Origin of the sequence: Burkholderia sp. GbtcB21 (assembly GCF_019091065.1) — a bacterium.
GTDB lineage: Bacteria > Pseudomonadota > Gammaproteobacteria > Burkholderiales > Burkholderiaceae > Burkholderia > Burkholderia pyrrocinia_C.
This window is the reverse complement of sequence record NZ_JAGXKA010000009.1, coordinates 142,777-168,286: the sequence shown is the minus strand read 5'-3', so window position 1 is coordinate 168,286 and position 25,510 is coordinate 142,777. Positions and strand designations below refer to the sequence as shown.

21 protein-coding genes, 1 tRNA gene and 2 riboswitches are annotated in these 25,510 nt (G+C 68.6%); of the genes, 11 read left to right on the top strand and 11 right to left on the bottom strand.

All coding sequences use genetic code 11. From position 1 onward, the window contains the following. Positions 1 to 2 precede the first annotated feature (2 nt). The 3 genes from KVT39_RS21210 to KVT39_RS21200 all read right to left on the bottom strand — a co-directional run bounded on the left by KVT39_RS21210 (position 3) and on the right by KVT39_RS21200 (position 2,903). Complete coding sequence (locus KVT39_RS21210; protein ID WP_217590171.1) at positions 3 to 746, bottom strand: acetyltransferase; 744 nt, start codon at positions 744 to 746, stop codon at positions 3 to 5. Between the two features lie 257 nt (positions 747 to 1,003). Further along, positions 1,004 to 2,632: a TIGR04222 domain-containing membrane protein gene (locus KVT39_RS21205; RefSeq protein WP_217590130.1), complete on the bottom strand. Its 1,629-nt coding sequence runs from the start codon at positions 2,630 to 2,632 to the stop codon at positions 1,004 to 1,006. A 195-nt stretch (positions 2,633 to 2,827) separates the two neighbouring features. Then, positions 2,828 to 2,903: transfer RNA gene (locus KVT39_RS21200), tRNA-Arg, on the bottom strand. 252 nt (positions 2,904 to 3,155) lie between these two features. Between KVT39_RS21200 and KVT39_RS21195 the strand changes: the two genes are divergently transcribed. After that, positions 3,156 to 4,058 (top strand): cytochrome c5 family protein, encoded by a 903-nt coding sequence (locus KVT39_RS21195; RefSeq protein WP_217590129.1) that lies wholly within the window; start codon positions 3,156 to 3,158, stop codon positions 4,056 to 4,058. A gap of 124 nt (positions 4,059 to 4,182) precedes the next feature. On the opposite strand, the gene KVT39_RS21190 is transcribed toward KVT39_RS21195, so the two are convergent. Beyond that, on the bottom strand, positions 4,183 to 6,270 hold the full coding sequence (locus KVT39_RS21190) for a UvrD-helicase domain-containing protein (RefSeq protein ID WP_105390403.1): 2,088 nt from the start codon (positions 6,268 to 6,270) through the stop codon (positions 4,183 to 4,185). A gap of 296 nt (positions 6,271 to 6,566) precedes the next feature. Between KVT39_RS21190 and KVT39_RS21185 the strand changes: the two genes are divergently transcribed. The 8 genes from KVT39_RS21185 (at position 6,567) to KVT39_RS21150 (ending at position 16,871) form a co-directional block, all read left to right on the top strand. After that, positions 6,567 to 7,274 carry an SGNH/GDSL hydrolase family protein gene (locus KVT39_RS21185; RefSeq protein ID WP_217590128.1) on the top strand — a complete coding sequence of 236 codons (708 nt, stop codon included), beginning with the start codon at positions 6,567 to 6,569 and terminating at the stop codon, positions 7,272 to 7,274. A 233-nt stretch (positions 7,275 to 7,507) separates the two neighbouring features. Then, the gene (locus KVT39_RS21180; RefSeq protein WP_217590127.1) at positions 7,508 to 8,560 is read left to right on the top strand and encodes an oxidoreductase; all 1,053 of its coding nucleotides are present in this window, start codon (positions 7,508 to 7,510) and stop codon (positions 8,558 to 8,560) included. A gap of 157 nt (positions 8,561 to 8,717) precedes the next feature. After that, positions 8,718 to 9,080: a hypothetical protein gene (locus tag KVT39_RS21175; protein WP_034183988.1), complete on the top strand. Its 363-nt coding sequence runs from the start codon at positions 8,718 to 8,720 to the stop codon at positions 9,078 to 9,080. 114 nt (positions 9,081 to 9,194) lie between these two features. Then, positions 9,195 to 9,298: riboswitch (glycine riboswitch) on the top strand. A gap of 31 nt (positions 9,299 to 9,329) precedes the next feature. Beyond that, positions 9,330 to 9,463, top strand: a riboswitch (glycine riboswitch). A gap of 84 nt (positions 9,464 to 9,547) precedes the next feature. After that, on the top strand, positions 9,548 to 10,666 hold the full coding sequence (gene gcvT / locus KVT39_RS21170; protein WP_175748237.1) for a glycine cleavage system aminomethyltransferase GcvT: 1,119 nt from the start codon (positions 9,548 to 9,550) through the stop codon (positions 10,664 to 10,666). Positions 10,667 to 10,783: 117 nt separating this feature from the next. Continuing rightward, positions 10,784 to 11,164 carry a glycine cleavage system protein GcvH gene (gene gcvH / locus KVT39_RS21165; RefSeq protein WP_217590126.1) on the top strand — a complete coding sequence of 127 codons (381 nt, stop codon included), beginning with the start codon at positions 10,784 to 10,786 and terminating at the stop codon, positions 11,162 to 11,164. A 65-nt stretch (positions 11,165 to 11,229) separates the two neighbouring features. Further along, positions 11,230 to 14,157 (top strand): aminomethyl-transferring glycine dehydrogenase, encoded by a 2,928-nt coding sequence (gene gcvP / locus KVT39_RS21160; protein WP_217590125.1) that lies wholly within the window; start codon positions 11,230 to 11,232, stop codon positions 14,155 to 14,157. 151 nt (positions 14,158 to 14,308) lie between these two features. Continuing rightward, positions 14,309 to 15,451, top strand: a complete 1,143-nt coding sequence (locus KVT39_RS21155; RefSeq protein WP_217590124.1) for an alginate lyase family protein — start codon at positions 14,309 to 14,311, stop codon at positions 15,449 to 15,451. Positions 15,452 to 15,482: 31 nt separating this feature from the next. Then, positions 15,483 to 16,871, top strand: coding sequence for an L-serine ammonia-lyase (locus KVT39_RS21150; RefSeq protein ID WP_217590123.1), 1,389 nt, complete (start codon positions 15,483 to 15,485; stop codon positions 16,869 to 16,871). A gap of 58 nt (positions 16,872 to 16,929) precedes the next feature. Here KVT39_RS21150 and KVT39_RS21145 read toward each other — a convergent pair whose 3' ends face one another. From KVT39_RS21145 to KVT39_RS21130, 4 genes are all read right to left on the bottom strand, one after another. Next, a complete protein-coding gene (locus KVT39_RS21145; RefSeq protein ID WP_217590122.1) occupies positions 16,930 to 17,340 on the bottom strand; it encodes a type II toxin-antitoxin system VapC family toxin in 411 nt (136 codons plus the stop codon). After that, complete coding sequence (gene vapB, locus KVT39_RS21140) at positions 17,340 to 17,576, bottom strand: type II toxin-antitoxin system VapB family antitoxin (protein WP_034183867.1); 237 nt, start codon at positions 17,574 to 17,576, stop codon at positions 17,340 to 17,342. The genes KVT39_RS21145 and vapB overlap by 1 nt, the downstream gene beginning before the upstream one ends. Positions 17,577 to 17,826: 250 nt before the next feature. After that, the gene (locus tag KVT39_RS21135; RefSeq protein WP_175748245.1) at positions 17,827 to 18,111 is read right to left on the bottom strand and encodes a type II toxin-antitoxin system RelE/ParE family toxin; all 285 of its coding nucleotides are present in this window, start codon (positions 18,109 to 18,111) and stop codon (positions 17,827 to 17,829) included. After that, a complete protein-coding gene (locus KVT39_RS21130) occupies positions 18,108 to 18,569 on the bottom strand; it encodes a hypothetical protein (RefSeq protein WP_034183865.1) in 462 nt (153 codons plus the stop codon). The genes KVT39_RS21135 and KVT39_RS21130 overlap by 4 nt, the downstream gene beginning before the upstream one ends. A 290-nt stretch (positions 18,570 to 18,859) precedes the next feature. Between KVT39_RS21130 and KVT39_RS21125 the strand changes: the two genes are divergently transcribed. Together KVT39_RS21125 and KVT39_RS21120 are read left to right on the top strand one after the other, a co-directional pair. Beyond that, positions 18,860 to 20,563 (top strand): thiamine pyrophosphate-binding protein, encoded by a 1,704-nt coding sequence (locus KVT39_RS21125; RefSeq protein WP_105390393.1) that lies wholly within the window; start codon positions 18,860 to 18,862, stop codon positions 20,561 to 20,563. Beyond that, positions 20,560 to 21,654: an ADP-heptose--LPS heptosyltransferase gene (locus KVT39_RS21120; protein ID WP_034183986.1), complete on the top strand. Its 1,095-nt coding sequence runs from the start codon at positions 20,560 to 20,562 to the stop codon at positions 21,652 to 21,654. The genes KVT39_RS21125 and KVT39_RS21120 overlap by 4 nt, the downstream gene beginning before the upstream one ends. Positions 21,655 to 21,702: 48 nt before the next feature. Here the strand turns inward: KVT39_RS21120 and KVT39_RS21115 are convergent, their stop codons facing one another. From KVT39_RS21115 to KVT39_RS21105, 3 genes are all read right to left on the bottom strand, one after another. Further along, positions 21,703 to 22,737, bottom strand: a complete 1,035-nt coding sequence (locus tag KVT39_RS21115) for a helix-turn-helix domain-containing protein (protein ID WP_034183863.1) — start codon at positions 22,735 to 22,737, stop codon at positions 21,703 to 21,705. Between the two features lie 211 nt (positions 22,738 to 22,948). Further along, on the bottom strand, positions 22,949 to 23,488 hold the full coding sequence (locus KVT39_RS21110; RefSeq protein ID WP_217590121.1) for a hypothetical protein: 540 nt from the start codon (positions 23,486 to 23,488) through the stop codon (positions 22,949 to 22,951). Between the two features lie 337 nt (positions 23,489 to 23,825). Then, positions 23,826 to 25,352: an aldehyde dehydrogenase family protein gene (locus KVT39_RS21105; protein WP_034183862.1), complete on the bottom strand. Its 1,527-nt coding sequence runs from the start codon at positions 25,350 to 25,352 to the stop codon at positions 23,826 to 23,828. Positions 25,353 to 25,510: the final 158 nt, after the last annotated feature.

Sequence of the window (25,510 nt, the reverse complement as noted above, 5' to 3'; positions counted from 1 at the left end):
GGTCAGGCGGGCGCCGGTACGACGGCCGGCTGGCCGGACTCGTGCACCGCGCGGTCCTTGGCTTCCTGGAGCGCCGCGAGCGTGTCGAGCGCACGCCCTTCGTCGGCGGTGAGGTCGACCAGAAATGCGTCGTTGTGCTGCTTGACCCACTCGAGCGGCATATCCCACCACGCCAGCTGCAGTAGTCGTTCACGCACTTTCTCCGTGAAGCGGAAGCGCACCAGGCGGGCCGGCGAACCGGCATAGATTCCATACGCCTCGGAGCGGAAATTGGGCGGAACGACGGCCCGCGCGCCGATCACGCAGCCGTTCTCGATCTGGCTGCCGCCCAGGAACAGCGCTTCGTCGCCGATCCAGACGTCGTTGTGGATCACGGTATCCGCGTATTGCGGCATCGGCGGGTGAGCGAGGCCATTACCGTAGATGCCGAACATGTTGGTGGAAATCGTGCGCATCTCGTGCTGTCCGTTCAACAGGAAACTCAGGCGCAGCCCGCCGGCCACGTACTTGCCGATCACGAGCTTCTGATGGTCCAGGTCGTACTTGGCGATCGAGCCCACGCCGATCTGCGAACACCGGCCGATATGAAACGTACCGACTTGCGGCTCTTCATCGGCCCAGTTGCGGAAAAAATTGTTCGGAATCGCAGAGAAGGCGCCGTCCCGGTAGCCCAGCACGATGAAATGCTTCGCCCACGAATGGTCGGACAGCACGCCAATACAATCGTCGGAGGTCGTAACGTTCATACACGGTCGCGGATTGGCCGGCGCGGCAGCACAATGTCGCAGCCGCCCGGTGCGAAAGGGAAACCGACGCGACACGTCGGTCGCAGTCGTGGACGACGCAGTATAGAAAGCGCGCGGCGACAACCGATCATCAAAAAGAACGGCGTTCTGGCTTCTGTTCCGTCGATCGCACGAATGCCCGGGAATTCGCGACCGGGATGGCGCAGGCGTCGAACCGGGCTTGCACCCGGCATGGTCGACGCGCTCCCCGCTCTCGCTCAGCTCGACGAACACCCGCCGCAACTGCTCGAACTGCACGAGCTGGAACTGCAGGAACTCGACGAACTGCAGCTCGACGACGAGCCGCTGTCCGACGAATCGAACGACGTGCCGCCACCCGCTTTCGCCGCGGCGGCCGACGCTCCCTGCGATGCGGCCAGCACCGTGCCCGAATACGCCGACCACGCGGTGCCGGCCAGCGCGCCTGCGCCGAACAGCGCGGCGGTCCACAGCAACGGGTCGGGATCGTCGCGTTCCGCCTGGCCCGGGCGCGCCCCGTGCGTGTCCTTCGCTCCGCCCACCGGCTGCGGATTGTAAGCAGCCAGCGGATCGTGCGCTGCCCGGCGCTCGAGCAGCGCGGCGCGCCCGGCCGCCGTTGCGCCGCCCCGCCCGAATCCAGTCAGCCGGCGCGCGACGATCCGGTACGCGATCGCGAACACCGCCATGCAGATGACGAGCAGCAGCACGGGCCGCCCTCGGCTCAACCCGACGGCAAGCTTCGCGGCGCCGGTGCCGAGCACGAGCAGCACGATCGCCCGCGCGGCCACGCGCGACGCGCGCAACTCGCCGGGCGCCCACAACCAGCCCTGCGCACGCATCCCGTCGACGACCTCCTGCGCGTACTTCGCAAGCCGCTCGCGAAACACGCCGTAGCGGACGGTGCCGGATAGTTGCTCGTTGAGCCACGCGCAGTGGTCGTCGTAGCGGCCCGCGCGTTCCAGATCCGCGATCTTCACGTAGCCGCCTTGCCGAGGGACGGTCCACAGCTCCACCGCGCCCGCATGCGCGAGCGACATCGTCACGACCTGCGCGACCCGCGCTTCGCCGCCGGTGAGATAGGCGACTTCGTCGGCGCTCAGCCCGGACGACGCGTTGTGCGTGCGCCGACCCCAGCGACGGATGCGGAATTCGATGGCCTGGAGCGCGACGATCAGCAACAACGCGAGCATGCAGGCCGGCACGTAGAACGCGAGAAACTGCGGCCCGGTGTAGTTCAGCACGTCGAAGTCCTGCGCCGATGCGCAGGTCGCGGCGACGCTCGCGGCCGCCGCCGGCCACGCGAGTTTCGGCAGACGGTTGCGCCATGTGCGGCGCGGTGCCGCGGCGGTCATGGCCTCAGCCGGCTGCGTTGCCGCCTCTGTCTCCGCCTCTGCCTCAGCCAGTCGATCGATGGGACGCGGCCAGATCGATGCAGGCGGTTCGCAGCCGAACAGCCGGCGATAGCTGTCGAGCGTGTCGCGATAGCGCTGTGCGTATACGGCGGCCTCGTCGGGTGCGCCCGTGCCGGGCATGTGGTGCAGCCGCGCGCGGAGCACGTCGGCGCAAAAGACGTCCCAGTATTCGAGCGTGTACTGCAGATGGAAATGCCACGCAGCATCGACCTCGACCGACGGCGTGACCGGATGCCCGGCCGCCTGCGCGAGAAACGCGAAGCGCTTGTATTCGTCGATCACGGCCAGCGCGTGGTCGTGCGACCAGCCTTCGGCTTCGGCAAGGCGGCGGCTGTACGGCAGCGGCGCGTGCGGATCGTCGGGGGAATACGCGTCCAGACGCGCCAGCAACGCCCGCTGCGCATCGGTCAGCGCGCAGGCAGCGACTGCGGTCGAGGTAGACGAAATGGCAGCCATCGGAGTCGGCGCGATGCGCGGACGGCCGCCGCGATCAACGCTTGGAGTTGTCGTTGCGGGCGATTCTCGCACAATGGGAAGGCGGGGGAACAGCAGGGAAATGGTGCGGGAGATGGCGATGCCGTGCGGTGACGCTACGCCTGGACGACTTCAGGAAAACGGATCGGGAAATTCGACGCCTGGAATCAGGCTATTTGGCGCGCCCGGCTGGGATCGAACCAGCAACCCCTGCCTTCGGAGGGCAGTACTCTATCCATTGAGCTACGGGCGCGTGTGACAGTGAAACGACCCCAATATACAGGCCGCCCACAATTGGCAAGACGGCAAGGATACCCGGTTTCCCATGATGCGTCCACCTTGCCTGCCGAATCGCCGCCGGGCCGCGCTGCGTGCGGGTAAACACGCGCCATCGCGCCGCTCGCCGTGATGTAAACGTTCCGTCTATAATCGTCCGTGCTTCATTGGACTGCCATTTTGCCGTTGCACCGCGCTCACAATTCCTATTCATGGAGACGAGGCAAGCATGAGCGAAGCACCCCACGAATCTCCCGTCAAAACCCCCGGGCAGTTGGTTGCCGTCATCATCGCGTCGTTCGCGATCCCGATCGTCCTGATCATCCTGTTCGCCACCTATGCGAACCATGCGTTCCGTTCCGGCGCCGGCACGGACGCGCTGTCCGACGAGCAGGTCGCCGCACGTATCAAGCCGCTCGCGCAGGTCGACGTGAAGGACGCCAACGCGCCCCGCACGTACAAGACCGGCGAGGCAGTCTACAAGGCCGTCTGCGTGACCTGCCACGGCACGGGCGCCGCCGGCGCGCCGAAGTTCGGCAACAAGGACGACTGGGCGCCGCGCATCTCGCAAGGCTTCGACACGCTGCTCAAGACGGCCCTCGCTGGCAAGGGCGCGATGCCGCCGCGCGGCGGCACGAGCCCCGACGACGTCAGCGACTATGAAATCGCCCGTGCGATCGTCTACATGGCGAACAACGACGGCGCGAACTTCCCCGAACCGGCCGCGCCGGCCGCCAACGCGGCGCAGCCCGCCAGCGGCGCGGCAGGCGCGGCAGGCGCGTCGGGCGCGGCCGACGCCGCGAGCGCGCAGATCGCCGCGGCGCAGGCCGCGATGGCCGCGATCCCGAAGGCCGGCGAACAGCCCGCGGCCGCTCCGGCCAGCGCCGATGCGGCAACCGCCGGCAAGGCGCTGTACACGTCGACCTGCCAGGCCTGCCACGCGGCCGGCGTGCTCGGCGCGCCGAAGTTCGGCAGCAAGGAAGACTGGGCGCCGCGCCTGAAGGAATCGATGGATACGGTCTACAACTACGCGCTGCACGGCAAGGGTGCGATGCCACCGAAGGGCGGATCGACCGCGTCGGACGCCGACGTGAAGGCAGCCGTCGACTACATGGTCAACGCGTCGAAGTAACGCCGGCCCACCAGTAAAAAACCCCCGCGAAGCACACGCATCGCGGGGGTTTTGATTTGCCGGATCGCCGGATCGCCGGATCGCCAGATCGCCGGGCCGCCGTGTGCCCGACGGCGCCGCCGCATCACTTCTGCAGCAACGCCTTCAGGCTCGCGAGCCGATCCTTCGGCGACATCGGCGCTTCTTCCGGCGTGGGCGGCGGCGCTTCGTCGAGGCCCATCTCGGGGATGAAGCGCGACGGCTCGCACACGACCGTCTCGCGCGCCCGCTTGCGCTTCTTGCACCAGTTCAGGTGCAGGCTGCGCTGCGCGCGCGTGATCGCGACGTACATCAGCCGGCGCTCTTCCTCGATCCGCTCGCTGTCGATCGGGCCGTCGTCCTCGCTGCCGCCGCGGTGCGGCATGATGCCCTCCTCGACGCCGACCAGGAACACGTGCGGATACTCGAGCCCCTTCGACGCATGGACGGTCGACAGCCGCACGGCATCCGGATCCTCGTCCTTGCCCTCGAGCATCGACATCAGCGCGACGGTCTGGATCAGGCCGAGCAGGTTCTTGCCCGTATCGGCGAGCCCGTCCGCGTTGTGGAAGCCTTCCGCCTCGCCGTCGACGGCTTCCGTCTCGGGCTTCGTGCCCTTGCGCTTCAGCCATTCGAGGAATTCGAGGACGTTCTGCCATTTCGACTGCGCCTGGCGCTCGTCGAACGCGTCGTACAGGTACGCCTCGTAGTGGATCGCCTCCATCATGTCGTCGAGCACGACGGTCGCGGGCTCCTTGTCCGCGCGCTCGGTCAGGCGCTGGATGAAGTCGCAGAACATCCTGAGCGGCTCGACCTGGCGCGCGGACAGCCGCGCCTCGATGCCGCCCATGTACACGGCCTCGAACAGCGACACCTTCGCCTGCCCAGCGAACGAGCCGAGCGCCTCGAGCGTCGTGTTGCCGATCCCGCGGCGCGGCGTCGTGACCGCGCGGATGAACGCGGGATCGTCATCGGCGTTCGCGATCAGCCGCAGGTACGCGCACAGGTCCTTGATCTCGGCCTTGTCGAAGAACGACTGGCCGCCGGACAGCACGTACGGGATCCGCTCGCGCCGCAGCACCTGCTCGAAGATGCGCGCCTGGAAATTGCCGCGATACAGGATCGCGTAGTCGCGGAACTGCGCGCGCCGCTCGAACTTGTGCGCGGACAGCCGGAACACGACCGATTCGGCCTCGTGCTCCTCGTCGTTGCACGGCGTGACGGTGATCGAATCGCCCATCCCGTGCTCGGACCACAGCTTCTTCTCGAACAGCTTCGGGTTGTTCGCGATCACGTTGTTCGCGGCGGTCAGGATCCGCACCGTCGACCGGTAATTCTGCTCGAGCTTGACCAGGTGCAGCTTCGGGAAATCCTTGCCGAGCTGCGCGAGGTTCTCGAGCGTCGCGCCACGCCAGCCGTAGATCGCCTGGTCGTCGTCGCCGACCGCCGTGAACGCGGCGCGCGGGCCGGCGAGCAGCTTCAGCAGCTCGTACTGGCACGCGTTGGTGTCCTGGTACTCGTCGATCAGCAGGTAGCGCAGCTTGTTCTGCCAGCGGTCGCGCACCTGCTCGTTCTTCGCGAACAGCTCGGCGGGCAGGCGGATCAGGTCGTCGAAGTCGACCGCCTGGTACGCATGCAGCGTCGCGACGTAGTTGCGGTAGACCAGCGCGGCCTGGTGCTCGTCCTCGTTGGCCGCGATCGCCATCGCCTCGTCGGGCATGATCAGGCCGTTCTTCCACAGCGAGATGATGCTCTGGATCTTGCGGATCAGCCCCTTGTCGGTGGTGCCGAGCTGCTCCTGGATCATCCCGAAGCAGTCGTCCGAATCCATGATCGAGAACTGCGGCTTCAGGCCGACGTGCTCGGCCTCCTGGCGCAGGATCTGCACGCCGAGCGAATGGAACGTGCAGACGGTGAGCTGGTTGACGGGCACCTTGCGGCCTTCCTTGCCGGGCGTGGTGAGCGTCTTGCCCTCGAGCAGCTTCCCCACGCGCTCGCGCATTTCGGCGGCCGCCTTGTTCGTGAACGTGACGGCGGCGATGTGGCGCGGCTCGAAGCCTTTCGCTTCGATCAGGTGCGCGATCTTCTGCGTGATCACGCGGGTCTTGCCGCTGCCCGCGCCGGCGAGCACGAGACAGGGACCGTCGAGGTAGCGCACCGCTTCGTTCTGGGCGGAATTGAGGCCTGCGGACATGATGGCGGATGGTGTTGCGGTTGACGGCGGAACGCCGGGAGGATGCCGTGCGCGGCAGGCTGGCGAAGCAGGCGGACACGCGGGCAGGACGCGCATGTTAACACGTCGGCGGCGCGTATTTCGGGAGCGCCGCCGGACGGGGCCGCGCGGGCCAATCGGTCGGCCGCCCCCTGTCCGTCCGGCCAATCCGGCCCTGTTCGCGCACCGATCGGCCACAATACGCACACACCGGCGGCGCCCCGTGCCGGGCTCGCCTGAACCGCTTGAAACGTCTGAAACGCCACCGGATCGACACCATGGGATACCCGTTCGCTACCGCCGCCCTCGGCCCGCTGCTGTTCGCACAGGGGCGCTACGTGCGGCGCGTCACGCCGCGGCTGCCCGAGGCGGCCGGCCCGCGCGACGGCGTGGCCGGCGACGGCCCGCCGCTGCGCGTGCTGGTGGTCGGCGATTCGGCCGCCGCGGGCGTCGGCGTCGCGACGCAGCGCGACGCGCTGTCCGGGCAACTGGCGAGCGAACTGGCGGCCACGCACCGCGTGAGCTGGAAGCTGCTCGCACGCACGGGCCTGACCACGCAGGATCTCGTCGATTGGCTCGCCGCCGAGCCGGCCGAGCCGTTCGACGTGGCCGTGACTTCGCTCGGCGTCAACGACGTGACGAGCGGCGTGCCGCCGGCGCGCTGGCAGGCGGCGCAGGCCGAACTCGTCCGGACGCTCGCCGGGCGCTTCCGGGTCGGGCACGTGATCCTGTCGGCAGTACCGCCGATGGAACGCTTTCCGGCGCTGCCGCAGCCGCTCGCGTGGTATCTCGGGCTGCGCGCGAAACGGCTCAACGCGGCGCTCGCCGGCTGGGCCGCCGCGCAGCCGCATTGCACGTTCCTGCGGGTCGCGCTGCCGCTCGAGCGCCACCTGATGGCCGCGGACGGCTTCCACCCAGGCGAAGCCGCATGCGCCGTGTGGGCCGCGCAGGTCGCGGCCGCCGTGCGGCAGCGGGCGGCCGCATGACACGGCTCAGCGCCCGCGTGACGCGCCGTTTACCGCGAAGCCGGGCAGGCAGCCACGTGCGCACGGTGCGCGGTCTCGCGCAAATGCCGGCTTCCTTTGCGCATGCGCCGCGTCTCTCCGCGCATTTCGCCCAACGCGCCAGTACGAGCGGCGGCGCCATGCCAAAATAGCCGGTCGTCTTCGCGCCGCCTCGGCGCGCCATCCTTTAATTTCCTTCGCAGCCAGGAATTGCCATGTCGTCATTGCTCAGGATTGGTTTGATGGGTTTCGGTTTCGCCGGCGCGACGTTCCACGCGCCCGTGATCGCCACGAGCGGCCGCACTGAAGTCGCCGCGATCGCGACGGGCCAGCCCGATCGCGCACGGGCCGCGTATCCGGGCGCGCGCGTCGTCCCCGACCTCGACACGCTGCTCGGCCTCGACGACATCGAGTGCGTGGTGATCGCCACGCCGAACGACACGCACTTCGCGCTCGCACGCCAGGTGCTCGAAGCCGGCCGTCACGTGGTCGTCGACAAGCCCGTCACGCTCACCGCCGACGAAGCACTTGCGCTTGCGCGGCTCGCGAACGCGCGCAGCCGGCTGTTCGCGCCGTTCCACAACCGCCGCTGGGACGGCGATTTCCTGACCGTGCGCCGTGTCGTCGAATCGGGCGAGCTCGGCCGGCTCACCTACTTCGCGTCGCACTTCGACCGCTTCCGGCCGACGCCGCGCACGCGCTGGCGCGAGGAGCCCGCACGCGGCGGCGGCCTGCTGCTCGACCTCGGCCCGCACCTGATCGACCAGGCGCTCGCGCTGTTCGGCGTACCGGAAACGGTGAGCGCGACCGTCAAGACGCGCCGCGACAACGGCACGGCGCCCGATTTCGTGCACCTGCTGCTCGGTTATCCGGACAAGGACGTCGCGCTGCATGCGAGCGCGCTGGCGGCGATCGAGCCCGCGCGCTTCACGCTGCACGGCACGCGCGGCAGCTACCAGAAGTTCGGGCTCGACACGCAGGAAGACCAGCTCAAGGCCGGCCTCACCGCGGACGACGTCGAGTTCGGCGGCGGCAACCCGCCCGGCCTGTTGCGCGTGCTCGACGGCGAAATCGAAGTCGAGCGCCCGGTGCCGACGCTCGACGGCCAGTACGCGGAGTTCTACCGCGCGCTCGCCGCGTCGATCCGCGACGGCGCGCCGTTCCCCGTCACCGCGCAGGACGCCGTCGACGTGATGACGATCATCGAGCTCGCCGCGCAGAGCGAGCACGACGGCCGCCGGCTGCCGTTCGTGCGCCGCATGGTCTGACACCGCGCGCTGGCCGGTTGCAGCCGGCCGGCACGCGTGTACCGGGGCAACCGGAACATTCGGTTACAAATGCCGCGGGAACGAAAGTCAGCGGTACACGTGTCTGACGCGTTTCTCAAAAAAGTCGATCCGACACCAATCCGTCAGGAGAATGTTGATGCAACGGTTGATTCGCGCAGCAGTGTGCTGCGTGCTGGTTTCCTCGCTCGCGGCCTGTATCGTGCAGCCGCAGCAGCCGGTCCGTCAGGCGCCCCCGCCGCGGCCGAATCCGCAGGTCGTCGCGAACGAACGGGCGCAACAGATCCAGGGCCGGATCGACAACCTGCACCGCCGCATCGATGCGCGCGTGAACGGCGGCTACTATCCGCCGCCGTACGGCGCGCAGCTTCACCACCGCCTCGACGTGATCCGCCAGGAAGCGAACGACATGGCCGCGCAGCACAGCGGCGGCCTGTCCGGCGACGAGCAGCGCGTGCTGAACCAGGAACTCGACACGGCCGCGCGCGCGATCGGCGAGTAACGCGCCGGCGCCCGCCGGAGTGGAAAAAAGCGGCGGCACCGGTTGCCGCCGCTTGTCGTGAAGCGACATTTTTTTGCCCAAATTGACAAGGCCCACCCGCTCGCGTACAGTCGCCCGCACGCGTCGGGAGAGCGTGTGACCGCGTTGCTGCAACGCCGGTCGCGCCGCCGAAGGGGCACACCCGCAAACTCTCAGGCAAAAGGACCGACCGCGTCGGGGAATCCCGTCCGCGCATTGCGCGGGCCGCACTCCCCGCACTCTGGAGAGCGGCAGTAGCCCGCTGCGCACATGCTGCGCGGGCAAGCTGCCCACCGAAGGGGCGCGCGCTCGCCGGGCTTTGCCCGCGGCGCAATCTCTCAGGTATCGAGGACAGAGGGGCATGTACCTGATCGCTCGCAGCCCGTCGGCCGCGGTGGTCGGCACATGGCCGTTCTGATCCGCGCGCAAGCGCCTTGCCTGAGGCCTCGATGACTGCACTGAATCACACCCCGCTCAACGCCGCGCACCGCGCGCTCAATGCCCGCATGGTCGACTTCGGCGGCTGGGACATGCCCGTCAACTACGGCTCGCAGATCGAAGAACACGAAGCCGTGCGCACCGACGCCGGCATGTTCGACGTGTCGCACATGTGCGTCGTCGATTTCACCGGCAGCCGCGTGCGCGCGTTCTTCGAGCACGCGATCGCGAACAACGTCGGCAAGCTGAAGACGCCCGGCAAGGCGCTCTACTCGTGCCTGCTCAATCCGCAGGGTGGCGTCGTCGACGACCTGATCGTCTATTACTTCACCGAAGATTTCTTCCGCGTCGTCGTCAACGCCGGCACCGCCGAGAAAGACATCGCGTGGTTCAACACGCTCAACGAGCAAGGCGGCTACGGCCTCACGATCGCGCCGCGCCGCGATTTCGCAATCGTCGCCGTTCAGGGCCCGAACGCCCGCGAAAAGGTCTGGACGACGGTGCCCGCCGCGCGCGCCGCGACGAGCGAGCTGAAGCCGTTCAACGCCGCGCAGGTCGCCGGCACGCCATTCGGCGATCTCACCGTCGCGCGCACCGGCTATACCGGTGAAGACGGCTTCGAAGTGATCGTCCCGGCCGTGCACGTCGTAGCGCTGTGGAACGCACTGCAGCAAAACGGCGTGCGCCCGTGCGGGCTCGGCGCGCGCGACACGCTGCGCCTCGAGGCCGGCATGAACCTGTACGGCCAGGACATGGACGACACCGTGTCGCCGCTCGACGCGGGCCTCGCGTGGACGGTCGACCTCACCGCGCCGCGCGACTTCGTCGGCCGCGCCGCGCTCGAACGCGACGGCACGCGCGCCGCGTTCGTCGGCCTGATCCTGCAGAAGGAAAACGGCAAGGCGGGCGGCGTGCTGCGCGCACACCAGAAGGTCGTCACGCCGCACGGCGAAGGCGAGATCACGAGCGGCACGTTCTCGCCGTCGATGCAGGAATCGATCGCGTTCGCGCGCGTGCCGGCGGCCGTCCAGGTCGGCGACACGGTCCAGGTGCAAATTCGCGACAAGAATCTTCCCGCGCGCGTGGTAAAACTGCCGTTCGTGCGCAACGGCAAGGTCCTCGCTGCGTAACGGCCGGGGGGCCTCCTCCCGGGAAGCCGGGAGATGGCGCCCGGCGCAAACCACATCCGGCGCGCCCCGGCGGCGCGCCAGCAGAACGAATCACACCCTTTTATCCAGGAGCATCCGATGAGCAACGTCCCGGCCGATCTGAAATACACCGACGAACACGAGTGGATCCGCACCGAAGCAGACGGCACGCTGACGGTCGGCATCACCGATCACGCGCAGAGCACGCTCGGCGACATCGTCTTCCTCGAACTGCCCGAAGTCGGCAAGTCGGTGACCGCGGGCGACGCGGTCGGCGTCGTCGAATCGGTGAAGGCTGCATCCGACATCTACTCGCCGGTGTCCGGCGAGGTCGTCGCCGTCAATACGGAAGCGACCGACGCGCCGGAAGAAGTGAACAGCGATGCGTACGGCGTGTGGCTCTTCAAGATCAAGCTCGCGGCCGGCGCATCGACCGACAAGCTGATCGACGCTGCCGCCTACACCAAGCTGATCGACTAATTTCCTTACCCGAACCGCGCGGGGCCGGTCAGCCGCCCCGTCCCGCGCGGGACCAGAGTCACGCCATGAAGCTCGAACACCCGGACCGCCTGATGAACCGCACGCCCCTCTCGCTCGCCGCGCTCGAAACGCACGACGCGTTCGCCGAACGCCATATCGGCCCCGACGCCGCCAGCCAGCAGGCCATGCTCGATACGCTCGGCTTCGCGTCGCGCGCCGCCCTGATTGACGCCGTGATCCCGGCCTCGATCCGCCGCGCCGAAACGCTGCCGCTCGGCCCGTTCGCGCAGCCGAAGAGCGAGGCCGAAGCCCTCGCCGCGCTGCGGGTTCTCGCGGACAAGAACCAGGTGTTCCGCTCGTATATCGGCCAGGGTTACCACGACACGCACACGCCGGCGGTAATCCTGCGCAACGTGCTCGAAAACCCGGCGTGGTACACGGCCTACACGCCGTACCAGCCCGAAATTTCCCAGGGCCGCCTCGAGGCGCTCCTGAACTTCCAGCAGATGGTGACCGACCTCACGGGCCTCGCGATCTCGAACGCGTCGCTGCTCGATGAAGCGACCGCCGCGGCCGAAGCGATGACGCTGCTGCAGCGCACCGGCAAGCCGGCGTCGAACGTGTTCTACGTCGCCGACGATGTGCTGCCGCAGACGCTCGAAGTGATCCGCACGCGCGCGCTGCCGATCGGCATCGAGATCAAGACGGGCCCGGCCGCCGACGCGGCACAGGCGAACGCGTTCGGCGTGCTGCTGCAATACCCGGGCGTGAACGGCGACGTGCGCGACTACCGCACACTCACCGAAGCGATCCACGCGGCCGGCGGCCACGTGGTCGTCGCGGCCGACCTGCTCGCGCTCACCGTGCTGACGCCGCCCGGCGAATGGGGCGCGGACGTCGCGATCGGCAACACGCAGCGCTTCGGTGTGCCGATGGGCTTCGGCGGCCCGCACGCCGCGTATCTCGCGGTGCGCGATGAATTCAAGCGCCAGATGCCGGGCCGCCTCGTCGGCGTGACGGTCGACGCGCAGGGCAAGCCCGCGCTGCGCCTCGCGCTGCAAACCCGCGAACAGCACATCCGCCGCGAGAAGGCGACGTCGAACGTGTGTACCGCGCAGGCGCTGCTCGCGATCATGGCCAGCATGTACGCGGTCTACCACGGCCCGCACGGGCTGAAGACGATCGCGCTGCGCGTGAACCGCATCGCGGCGCTGTTCGCCGCCGGCGTGAAGCAGCTCGGCTTCGCGACCGTCAACGACACGTTCTTCGACACGCTGACGATCGACACCGGCGCGCGCACCGCGCAGGTTCACGAATTCGCGAAGGCGAAGCGCATCAACCTGCGCCGCGTGAGCGACACGCAAGTCGGCGTGTCGGTCGACGAAACGACGACGCGCGACGACCTCGCCGATCTCCTCACCGTGTTCGCGCAGGCCGCGGGCGGCACCGCGCCGGCCGTCGACGCGCTGGACGCAGGCCTCGCCGGCGTCGCCGCGCTGCCGGCCGGCCTCGAGCGCACGAGCGCGTACCTGACGCACCACGTGTTCAACCGCCACCATTCCGAAACCGAAATGCTGCGCTACCTGCGCAGCCTGTCGGACAAGGATCTCGCGCTCGACCGCTCGATGATCCCGCTCGGCTCGTGCACGATGAAGCTGAACGCGACGTCGGAAATGCTGCCCGTCACGTGGCCCGAGTTCGGCGGCATCCACCCGTTCGCGCCGGCCGACCAGACCGTCGGCTACCGCGAGATGATCGACCAGCTCGAGCAGATGCTCGTCGCGGCCACCGGCTACGCGGCCGTGTCGCTGCAGCCGAACGCTGGCTCGCAGGGCGAGTACGCGGGCCTGCTGATCATCCACGCGTACCACGCATCGCGCGGCGAAGCCCACCGCGACGTGTGCCTGATCCCGGCGTCCGCGCACGGCACGAACCCGGCATCCGCGCACATGGCCGGCATGAAGGTCGTGGTCGTCGCCTGCGACGCGCAGGGCAACGTCGACATCGCCGACCTGAAGGCGAAGGCCGAGCAGCACTCGAAGGACCTCGCGGCGATCATGATCACGTATCCGTCGACGCACGGCGTGTTCGAGCAGAACGTCCGCGAGATCTGCGAGATCGTGCATGCGCACGGCGGCCAGGTGTACGTCGACGGCGCGAACATGAACGCGATGGTCGGCCTGACCGCGCCGGGCCAGTTCGGCGGCGACGTGTCGCACCTGAACCTGCACAAGACCTTCTGCATCCCGCACGGCGGCGGCGGCCCGGGCGTCGGCCCGGTCGCGGTCGGCGCGCACCTCGCGAAGTTCCTGCCGAACCAGCGTTCGACCGGCTATGCGCGCGACGAAAACGGCATCGGCGCGGTGTCGGCCGCCCCGTACGGCTCGGCGTCGATCCTGCCGATCTCGTGGATGTACATCGCGATGATGGGCGCGAAGAACCTGACCGCCGCGACGGAAACCGCGATCCTCAACGCGAACTACATCGCGAAGCGCCTCGCGCCGCACTACCCGGTGCTGTACTCGGGCCCGGGCGGGCTGGTTGCGCACGAATGCATTCTCGACCTGCGTCCGATCAAGGATTCGAGCGGCATCAGCGTCGACGACGTCGCGAAGCGCCTGATGGACTACGGCTTCCACGCGCCGACGATGAGCTTCCCGGTGCCGGGCACGCTGATGGTCGAGCCGACCGAATCGGAATCGCAGGAAGAACTCGACCGCTTCATCGCCGCGATGATCGCGATCCGCGAGGAAATCCGCGCGGTCGAGGAAGGCCGCGCCGACCGCGAGGACAACCCGCTGCGTCACGCGCCGCACACGGCGGCCGTCGTCACCGCGAACGAATGGCCGCACGCGTACTCGCGCGAGCAGGCTGCGTACCCGGTCGCATCGCTCGGCACGAACAAGTACTGGCCGCCGGTCGGCCGCGCGGACAATGCGTACGGCGACCGCAACCTGTTCTGCTCGTGCGTGCCGATGTCGGAATACGCATAACGCGCGCCAGGCCCCGAGCCGTCCGATGGTGATCGCACCGCACGCAACTCCGTGTTGCGTGCGGTTTTTGCGTACGCCGCCGGAACCGGTGCGCGTTCGTCCGCCAATCCGGCTAACATCACACGCGATCCAGCCAATGAAGGAGTTCCGCATGGTGCGTCCGATGTTTCCGGGCCATGGTGCACTGCAGAGTCGGCCGCGCGTGCGTGCGCGCCGGTTCGTGCCGATGCTCGTCGCGTCGCTGTCGTTTGCCGCTGTCGGCCTCGGCGCGTCCGGCAACGCGCGCGCGGCGATGAATTTCTGCGCGGCGCCGGCACTGCAGGCGAGCGAGACGACCCAGGCCGAGCCGGGCGTGCAGGCGCTGATCCGCAGCGTCGACGCGCGCATCGGCGAGCAGCCGAAGGCGATGCCGCGCGTGCACACCGAGGGCACGCTGCCGCACGAAGGCATCTACGACCAGAGCGCCGCCGCGCTGAAGGACATGGACCTGATGCGCGACGCGGCGCTCGCGTGGCGCGTGACGAACGCGCCGCGCTACCTGCAGCTCGTCGACCGCTTCCTGTCCGCGTGGGTCGCGACCTACCAGCCGAGCTTCAACCCGATCGACGAGACGCGCTTCGAAAGCCTGATCATCGCGTACGACATGACCGCGAGCGCGCTGCCGGTGAAGACCCGCAACGCGACGGCCGCGTTCATCGCGAAGCTCGGCGCCGGCTATGTCGCGCAGATCGACGCGCAGAAGCGTCCGCTCACCGGCACCTGGCGCAACAACTGGCAGAGCCACCGGATCAAGCTGATCGCGCTGTCCGCGTTCACGCTCGGCGACCGCAGGATGATGAACGCCGCGCAGCGGCTGTTCGTCGAGCATCTCGCCGACAACATCGGCCCGGACGGCAAGACGTGGGACTTCGAGGAACGCGATGCGCTGCACTACGCGGTGTACGACCTGCAGCCGCTGGTGACGGCTGCGCTCGCCGCGCGCCGCTTCAACCGCAACTGGCTGCGCGAGCGCGGCGCGAACGGCGCGACGCTCGCGGCCGCGCTCGACTGGCTCGTGCCGTACGCGCTCGGCGAGAAAACCCACGAGGAATTCGTGAATTCGCCGGTGCCGTTCGACGCGAAGCGCCGCGAGGCCGGCCTGCCGGGCTACACGGGGCAGTGGGACCCGAAAAACGCCACCGAACTCTTTCATCTGGCCGCGCGGCTGGACGGGCGCTATGCCCGCGTCGCGCAGCAGCTTTCCCCGACGCCGCCCGCATGGCTCGCCGCGTGCCTGCCATTGCAGGCGCGCTAGCACTACTCTTATAAGCAAGGCAGGTATCGAAATGGCAGTCAGCGTGTTTGACCTCTTCAAGATCGGCATCGGTCCGTCCAGTTCGCATACGGTCGGACCGATGCGCGCGGCGCTGATGTTCGTCCAGGGCCTCGAGCGCGACGGGCAGCTCGATGCGACGGCCCACGTGAAGGTCGAGCTGTACGGCTCGCTCGGCGCCACCGGCAAGGGCCACGGCACCGACCGCGGCGTGATGCTCGGCCTGCTCGGCGACGCGCCCGACACCGTCGATCCCGACACGATCGACGCGCGGCTGGAAGACGTCCGCAAGTCGAAGAAGCTCGCGCTGCTCGGCACGCATCCGGTGCCGTTCGTGCTGAAGGAGAACATCGCGTTCTACCGCCAGGCGCTGCCCGAGCATCCGAACGGGATGAAGCTGCGCGCGTCCGACGCGAACGGCGCGGTGCTGGTCGAGCGCACGTACCTGTCGGTCGGCGGCGGTTTCGTCGTGACGGCCGGTGCGCCGAACACGAAGGTGCTGAGCGCGGCCGAGCAGATGACGCACCCGTTCCGCACCGGCGCGGAGCTGCTCGCGCTGACCGAGTCGACCGGCAAGTCGATCGCGCAGTTGATGTGGGAAAACGAGCGCGCGTGGCACACCGAGGAAGAGACGCGCGACGGGCTGCTGAAGATCTGGGCCGTGATGCAGTCGTGCGTGTCGCGCGGCTGCGGGATCGGCAACCCCGATGCCGACGGCAACCTGCCCGGCCCGTTCCAGGTCAAGCGCCGCGCGCCGCAGCTGTACCGCACGCTGACGGGAAGCCCGGAGCGCGCGCTGCAGGACCCGCTGTCGATGATCGACTGGATCAACCTGTACGCGATCGCGGTCAACGAGGAAAACGCGGCCGGCGGCCGGGTCGTCACCGCGCCGACCAACGGCGCGGCCGGCATCATCCCGGCCGTGCTGCACTACTACACGCGCTTCACGCCCGGCGCGAACGAGCAGGGCGTGATCGACTTCCTGCTGACGGCCGCCGCGATCGGCATTCTCTACAAGCTCAACGCGTCGATCTCGGGCGCGGAAGTCGGCTGCCAGGGCGAAGTGGGCGTCGCCTGCTCGATGGCGGCCGGCGCGCTTGCAGCGGTGCTCGGCGGCACGCCGCAGCAGGTCGAGAACGCGGCCGAGATCGGCATGGAGCACAACCTCGGCCTCACCTGCGACCCGGTCGGCGGGATGGTGCAGATCCCGTGCATCGAGCGCAACGCGATGGCATCGGTGAAGGCCGTCAACGCGGCGCGCATGGCGCTGCGCGGCGACGGCTCGCACTACGTGTCGCTCGACTCGGTGATCAAGACGATGCGCGAGACGGGCGCCGACATGAAGACGAAGTACAAGGAAACGTCGCGCGGCGGGCTGGCGGTGAATATCGTCGAGTGCTGATGCCAGGTCCGACGGTAACGCGAGGCGGATTGACGTCCCGCATTACCGCCGGACGTAGTCATGGACACGAATCGTTCAGCCAGTTTTCCAGTCGCAACCCCGGATAGCTCGCGAAGTCCCGCTCGTTGTTGGTCACGAGGACGACATCGAGCGACACAGCGTGGGCCGCGATCAGCTTGTCGAGATGATCCTTCTTCCGTTCGCGGGTCGCGTCGCGAACAGGACCGTACGCTTGCGCAGCCGCCACATCGAACGGCGCAACGGGAATATCCTCGATCAGCGCGGCAAGATTTAGACGCTCCCGGTCAGGATTCGCGCACACCGCGACACCGTACTCGAGCTCGGCATACGTGACCGCCGACATCACGACGTCCCCCGTGTAACACTGCGCAAACCGTCTTGCGACCTGCTCCGGCTGATTCCTCATCAGATAGATGCACATGTTGGTGTCGAGCATGTAGCGCGGCATCACAGACCCTCGCGCTCAGCCTGCTCCTGATCGCCGCGTCCTTCGGACATGAAATCCGGCCCGAATTTCGCAAACTTCTCGAGCACACGGGTCAGAGGCCGCCGCATAGGCCGAATACGGATTTCGTCACCCACCCGCTCGATTTCCAGCTCAATATCGCTACGCTCATAAGCAAGGTCTGCTGGAATCCGTACGGCCTGCGAGTTGCCGTTCCGAAATACCCTGGTGGTATGCATGTCGATCTCCGATCCGGATGTACGTCGGATGTACTTTAGATCGTTTCCTATATCATGTAAATCCATGTGTGTACATGACGATCCGTTCGGCAGCGGTATGCTCAATGGGCGGTGCCTCGATCCGTAAGCGAACACTGGCACTTCCATCTTTCCCCTCCCGTCATGATGTTCCTCCGGTGCTTGATGGCTTGATTCAGCCCCGCTCCGACACTTGGTGAATAGCGTCGAGCACCGAGCCCGGCGCGATGCATCACGGCCATTGCCGCCGCGCATGCAATACGCGGAGGATCTCCACGATGTTGTCGGCCGGCCGGATGCGATACACGAGCACGTAGTTCGGCGCGACCACCAGCTCGCGTGTGCCCGCCACGCGCCCTTGCCGATACAGTTCGGCGCACGCGGGCAACGCCGCGGCCCGCTCCTCCAATCGCTCGTCCAGTTCGAGCGCGGCCAGCGGGTCGTCCCGGCCGATGTAGTCCATGATCGCGGCGCGGTCCTCGCGCGCCTTCGGGTGCCAATGCAGCGCGAGGGTCAAGCAGCATTACCCCGCTTGCCCGCGATCCGTTGACGCAGCGCGGCACGGCGCGACGCAAACTCTGCGCTGACCTCGGCATCGGGAATCGACGGGCGCGGATCGTCCAGCGCCTGCTGCACCTGCTCGCGAAACCAGCGGTCGTGGACGGCCGCTTCATGGGCCGCTTTCAGCGCGGCCGCACGATCGGGCCGGGTCGCCCGGCCGGCTGCATCCGGGTCGAAATCCGACGCGTCCACATCGAACCGGCTGATGCCTATTTCGCGCAGAAACCCGACCAGCGTTTCAAAACGGCGGAACACGCGCACGTCGCCGCGCTTGGCCGACAGGAGCCGTTCGCTTGTGCCGCAACGGGCCGAAACGGCCCAGCCGTTGCCGCAGCCGATCACGCGCGCGGCGCGCACGGCGCCGGCCTCGACGAGCTGGACGAGCGTCTTTTGATCGATCGTTTCGGTTGCCATGATGGATTCTCGATACCGTTAGTCATTCCGGGAAATTTTACTATTGAATGGCCTCCCTTTTTATTGTTACTTGGGAGGTGCGGCATCGATGATCGAGACCCGCATTCGCCTCGACATCCGTAGCCTCACTCTTCCCTGTCGAGCGATCACGCACAAGTCACCCTTTCGGCCAACCGCAGCCGGCCAACACGGGCGACGCGCCGTCCGGATCACTCCGTGTTCCGACACTTTTCACGGCCCCGCCGACAGGCGTAAGCTGTACGTCCCGCTACCCAGGGAGACGGCAGCCCATGTCGCATTCCAAGGATCTCGAGCCGCGCGCCACCACCGGTGCGCGACTGCTCGTCGATGCGTTGCTCGCCAATCACGTCGAACGCGTGTTCTGCGTGCCGGGCGAGAGTTTCCTCGCCGTACTCGATGCGCTGGCGGACGACACCGCGCGCATCCAGACGGTCGTCTGCCGCCACGAGGCGGCCGCCGCGAACATGGCCGAGGCCGTCGGCAAGCTGACCGGCCGCCCCGGCATCGCGTTCGTCACGCGCGGGCCCGGCGCGACGCATGCGTCGATCGGCGTGCACACCGCGTTCCAGGATTCGACGCCGATGATCCTGTTCGTCGGCCAGTGCGCGCGCGAGCACCTCGACCGCGAAGCCTTCCAGGAAATCGACTACCGCCGGATGTTCGGCCAGATGGCGAAATGGGTCGCGCAGATCGACGACCCGCGCCGCATCCCCGAATACCTGAGCCACGCGTTCCACGTCGCGATGTCGGGCCGTCCGGGCCCGGTCGTGCTCGCGCTGCCGGAAGACGTGCTGTCCGAAGCGTGCGCGCCGCAGCCGGTCGTGCCGGCCGCGAAACGCGTCGCCGCCGCGCCGTCGGCCGCGCAGATCGACGAGCTGCGCGAGCGGCTCGCGCGCGCGGAACGGCCGCTCGCGATCGTCGGCGGCAGCGGCTGGACGCCCGACGCGTGCGCGAACCTGCGCACCTTCGTCGAGCGCTGGCAACTGCCGGTCGCGTGCGCGTTCCGCTATCAGGACACGATCGACAACGCGCACCCGAACTATGCGGGCGACGTCGGGCTCGGGATCAATCCGGCGCTCGCGAAGCGCATCCGCGACGCCGACCTGCTGCTCGTGATCGGGCCGCGCCTCGGCGAAGCGACGACCGGCGGCTACACGCTGCTCGACATCCCGAAGACCCGCCAGACGCTGATCCACGTGCACCAGGGCGCGGACGAGCTCGGCCGCGTGTATGCGGCCGACCTGCCGATCGTGTCGGGGATGCCCGAGATCGCCGCGCCGCTCGCCGCGCTCGAACCGCCCGATCACCCCGCGTGGGCCGGCACGGCCGCCGACGCGCATCGCGCGTACCGCGAATGGCATGCGCCGCTGCCGATGCCCGGCGACGTCCAGCTCGGCGACGTGATGGTGCAGTTGCGCGAGCGCCTGCCGCACGACGCGATCCTGACCAACGGCGCCGGCAACTATGCGATCTGGCTGCATCGCCACTTCGCGTACCGGCACTTCCGCTCGCAGCTCGCGCCGACGAGCGGCGCGATGGGCTACGGCATCCCGGCCGCGCTCGCCGCGAAATCGCTGTACCCGTCGCGGGCCGTCGTCGCGCTCGCGGGCGACGGCTGCTTCATGATGGCCGGCAACGAGCTTGCCACCGCGATGCAGTACGGACTGAACATCGTCGCGATCGTCGTCAACAACGGGCATTTCGGCACGATCCGCATGCATCAGGAGCGCAACTACCCGGGCCGAGTGCACGGCACGGGGCTCACGAATCCCGATTTCGCCGCGTATGCGCGCGCGTTCGGCGCGCATGGCGAGACGGTCGAGCGCACCGCCGATTTCGCGCCCGCGCTCGAGCGCGCACTGACCTGCGGGCTGCCTGCGCTGATCGAGATCCGCATCCCGCAGGACGCCAGCACGCCGGCCGCGACGCTAGAACAGATCCGCGAGCAGGGCCGCCGCGCGCGCGGCGGATGACGGTGGAAACGCGCACCGCGCCGTCCGGCGTCGCGCTGTCGCACGACGACGCGCTCGTGCTCCCCGGCACGCTGCTCGCGCCGGACGGCACGCTCGTCGCGCCGTACGACGTCGAGCACGGCAGCACCCGCGCAGTCGGCCACGTGCCTGCCGCGCCCGCGCTCGGCCTGCTGCATGCCGCGCATCGGCCATTCCGGCTCGACTACGACGCCGCGCGGCATGTGCACGTAATCAACGGGATGGGCGTCACGCTCGGCGATTCGGTGATCGGGCTGACCGCGCTCGCCGCACTGCGCGCGGCGCACGCGGGCCTGCGTTTCACGCTGTACCGGCCGGCCCGCACGCCGCGCTATGTCGACGCGCTGTATGCGCTCGCGGCCGACGTCGTCGCGCCGTCGCGCACGCTGCCGTGCCCCATCGAAGCGCTGCCCGCGGACGCACCGTGCATCGACGTCGGCAATCACCTGTACTGGCCCGCGTTCGCGCGGCTGCCGATGATCGATTTCTTCCTCGACGCGCTCGGCGCCGACCCGGCCGCCGTGCCGGCCGCCGCGAAGCGCAACCGCTGGCTCGCGCGGCTGCCGCTGCCCGCGCTGCCGGCCGCATGGCAGCGGCCGTACGTGCTGTTCTGTCCGAATGCGAGCACCGCGGTGCGCAGCGTGCCGCCCGCGCTGCGCGCGGCGTTCGTGGAACGGCTCGCGCAACGCTACGGGCTGCCGGTGGCCGGGTTCGGCCCCGTCGCGCATCCGGCCTACACCGACGTGAGCGGCGACGCGACCGATACCGCGCGCTTCATCGCATGGATCAAGGGCGCAAGCCTGCTGTTCGCGCCCGACACGGCCGCGCTGCATCTCGCCGACGGTTTCGACGTGCCGACGCTCGCGTGTTTCACGACGATCGGGCCGGCGCTGCGCGTGCGCGACTATCCGCATTGCGTGCCGGTCGCGCTCGACGTGCCGGCCGAATTGCGCGGGCTGCATCGCAGCGAGCGGCCGGACGATCTCGCGGCGGTCGAGGCCGCGTATCGCGCGATCGACTGGGATGCGCTCGCGTGGCCGGCGCCGCGCGAAGCGGCGGCGATCACCGGATAAGAAAACAGCACGCGGCAGCCAGCCACAAGGCCAAAGGCGCCGCCGCCGTCACCCCGCCGCGACCGTCGCCGCGCGATCGCGCAGCGTCTCCGACGGCCGCTTGCCGAACAGCCTTCGGTAATCGGTCGCGAACTGGCTGAGATGCCAGAAGCCCCACGCCTCCGCGACGTCCTGCACCGAGCCGGCCGCGCGCCCGCACAGATCGCGCCGCGCGCCGTTCAGCCGCAGCGTGCGCAGATAGGTCGCGGGCGCCATCCCGAGCACGTCCTGGAAACAGTACTGCAGCGTGCGCCGGCTCACGTGCAATTGCTCGCACAGTTCGGGCACGCCGACCGGGCGCGTGCGGTGCGCGAGCACGTAGTCGCGCGCCTGCTCGACGATCCAGCGGCGCGTCGACGGCGCGCGGCCGGCGCCGTCGTCGCCCGGTTGCGCGCACGCATCGAACAGTGCGGCCAGCACCTCGGCCTGCAGATCGTCGCGCTGCGCATCGGGCAGCGGGCCGGCCACGGCCACCGCGCCGTCGAGCCGGCGGCCGAGCAGCGCGCACAGGCGCGCGAGCCGCGCATCGCCGACCTGCATCACGCGCTGCGTGAACAGCCGCTCGTCGAGCGCGCGGCGTTCGACCTCCTCCGCATAGCGGCGCAGCACGTCGCCGCGCACGACGACGCCGTAGATCGAGAACTGCGCGGGCGTCAGCAGCTCGAATTCGACGTTGCCGGGCCGGAACGCGAGCGCGCCGGGCCCGATCCGGCATGCATCGACGCGTGCCGTACCGTCGCACACGAGCGGGATGCCGAACCAGTACGCATCGCCGCGCACCTCGCATGCCTGGCGCAGCAGGTGGCTCGTCGATTCTCGAAACAGCTTCATCGTGTCGAGCGGCAGCTCGGTCAGCGTGCCGACGAAGCGGCCGGCCGCGAGCTGGTCGTAGGTCTGCCGCCAGCCGATCAGGTTGCGCGCCTGCTCGTCCGCGTCGTGCGCGACGCTGACGACCGCCTGCCCGGCCAGCGCGTCGTCGCCCTGGGCGTTGCGACGCGTGTCTTCGGCCGTCGGTTCTTCGATACTCGCCACGTGTTGATCCATCGTGTTCTCCCTCACCTGCCCGGAACCGCATCTGTCAAGCAAGTCCCGTGCCGAACCGCGCGGCCCGGCGCACAACCCGTCATTTCACGCTACCCGGCCGGCTCGCGCGATACGGGCGCACCCGAAGGCGGCGTGCCGCGCACGCCGCCGGTGCGATCCGCGCCGCGACCGCGCATATTCGCCGCCGTCGCCACCGGCTACCGAATACCGGCTACCCGGCCGGTTTCAGCCGCACGACCCGCGTGCCGCAGTTGCCGTACGCCTGCGCGACCGCCAGCTCGACGATCGCGCTGCCGGCCGGCCAGGGCGCCGCGTCCGCTTCGGGCAAATCGGCACGCAGCGTCGCGCGGCCGTTGATCCGGTAGCGGATGCCGCGCACGAAATCGACGAACAGCAATCCGACCCCGCTGCCGCCGCACGCTGTCGCGTCGATCCGGCCATCGCCGTGTGCGGGCAACGCGAACCGCAGCGTCTTCGTGTCGATCACACGGACGACGGGCAGCAGGTCGCCGTTCGCGTCGCGCAGGCTCTGCACGATGTCGCATGTCACGGCTGCGCGTCCCCCGCATGCGGTGCCGACGAACATGAACGGCTGCGATTCGACGAACTGCCGCACGCCGATGCTTACGCGCGTCGTGACGGCGTCGCTCATCCGCTCGGCTTCGTCCGCCACGCCGAAGCGGTGCTGTGCGTCGAGTTCGCCCGCGTGGAATACGGGGTGGCGCGGAAAGGATCGGGGAAGGTCTGCCATGCCGGTTTTCGTTACACGCATCGGCGCACCGGGCCGCAGCGAACCCGCGGCGGCCGGTATCGTTTCCGGCGCTGGCCGCGACGGTGCGAGGCCTGCGCCGGGTGTCGGATGTCGAAGTCGAAAATGGCGAAGTGCCGGGTGACCGGATGGCAGGCAGTCAGCACATCGCACCCGCGTGTGCGCCGCTCGACGGTCGGGCGAACATCGCCCGGCCGTCGAACGTTCTACGCAGCCCGCGCATCACGCATGTCACCACCGAACACCGGCAACCGTACCGGCCGGCGCTGCTTTGCCGACCGGCCGGCCCCGGCGCTTCGCCACTGCGTTGACGATCGGGTCAGAAGAACCCGAGCGCCTCGGCCTGGTAGCTGACCAGCAGGCACTTCGTCTGCTGATAGTTCGACAACGCCATCTTGTGCGTCTCGCGACCGATCCCCGACTGCTTGTAGCCGCCGAACGCCGCGTGCGCCGGGTACAGGTGGTAGCAGTTGGTCCACACGCGGCCGGCCTCGATCTCGCGGCCCATCCGGTACGCACGCGTGCCGTCGCGCGTCCACACGCCCGCGCCGAGCCCGTAGAACGTGTCGTTCGCGAGTTCGATCGCTTCCTGCTCGTCCTTGAACGTCATCACCGACGCGACCGGCCCGAAGATCTCTTCCTGGAACACGCGCATCTTGTTGTTGCCGAGCAGCATCGTCGGCTTCACGTAGTAGCCCGTGCCGAGTTCGGCGGCCGGCGCCGTGCGTTCGCCGCCCGTCAGGCATTGCGCGCCTTCGCCGCGGCCGATGTCGATGTACGACAGGATCTTGTCGAGCTGCTGCTGCGACGCCTGCGCGCCGATCATCGTCTGCAGGTCGAGCGGGTGGCCGGACTTGATGCGCTCGACGCGCGCGACGGCCTTCTCGATGAAGCGTTCGTAGATCGATTCCTGGATCAGGATGCGCGACGGGCACGTACACACTTCGCCCTGGTTCAGCGCGAACATCGCGAGCCCTTCGAGCGTCTTGTCGAGGAACGCATCTTCCCGATCGAGCACGTCGGCGAAGAAGATGTTCGGGCTCTTGCCGCCCAGTTCGACCGTCGACGGGATCAGGTTGTCGGCGGCGGCGCGCAGGATGTGCTTGCCGACCGGCGTCGAGCCCGTGAACGCGATCTTCGCGATCCGCTTGCTGGTCGCGAGCGCTTCGCCCGCTTCCTTGCCGAAGCCGTTCACGATGTTGATCGTGCCGGCCGGGAACAGGTCGCCGATCAGTTCCATCAGCACCAGCACCGACGCGGGCGTCTGCTCGGCCGGCTTCATCACGACGCAGCAGCCGGCCGCGAGCGCCGGTGCGAGCTTCCACGCGGCCATCAGCAGCGGGAAGTTCCACGGGATGATCTGGCCGACGACGCCGAGCGGCTCGTGGAAGTGGTACGCGACGGTGTTGTCGTCGATTTCGGAGATGCCGCCTTCCTGCGCGCGGATGCAGCCCGCGAAGTAGCGGAAGTGGTCGACCGCGAGCGGCAGGTCGGCCGCCATCGTCTCGCGCAGCGGCTTGCCGTTGTCGATCGTCTCGGCCACGGCCAGCAGCTTCAGGTTCTTTTCCATCCGGTCGGCGGCGGCGAGCAGCAGGTTCGCGCGCTCGGCCACGGACGTCTTGCCCCACTTGCGGCGCGCGGCATGCGCGGCGTCCAGCGCCAGCTCGATATCGTCGGCGCCCGAGCGCGGAATGCGGCAGAACGGCTGGCCGTTGATCGGCGACACGTTCTCGAAATACTCGCCCTTCACCGGCGCCACCCACTTGCCGCCGATGTAGTTGTCGTACTGCTGACGATACGGGTATTCGACGTCGAGGCCCAGTTGTTTCAGGTCAAACGGGTTCATACATGTCTCCTGTTCATCGTGCTTGTGTAAGTACAGCGCCGGTTGGATCGCGCTGCATCGGTTTACGCAACATGCGTGCCAAACGGACGGGAGCGGAACGGAAGCACGACGACCACGGCCGGCCCGCGTGCGCGCCGTGCCGTGTTCACGCACGCAGC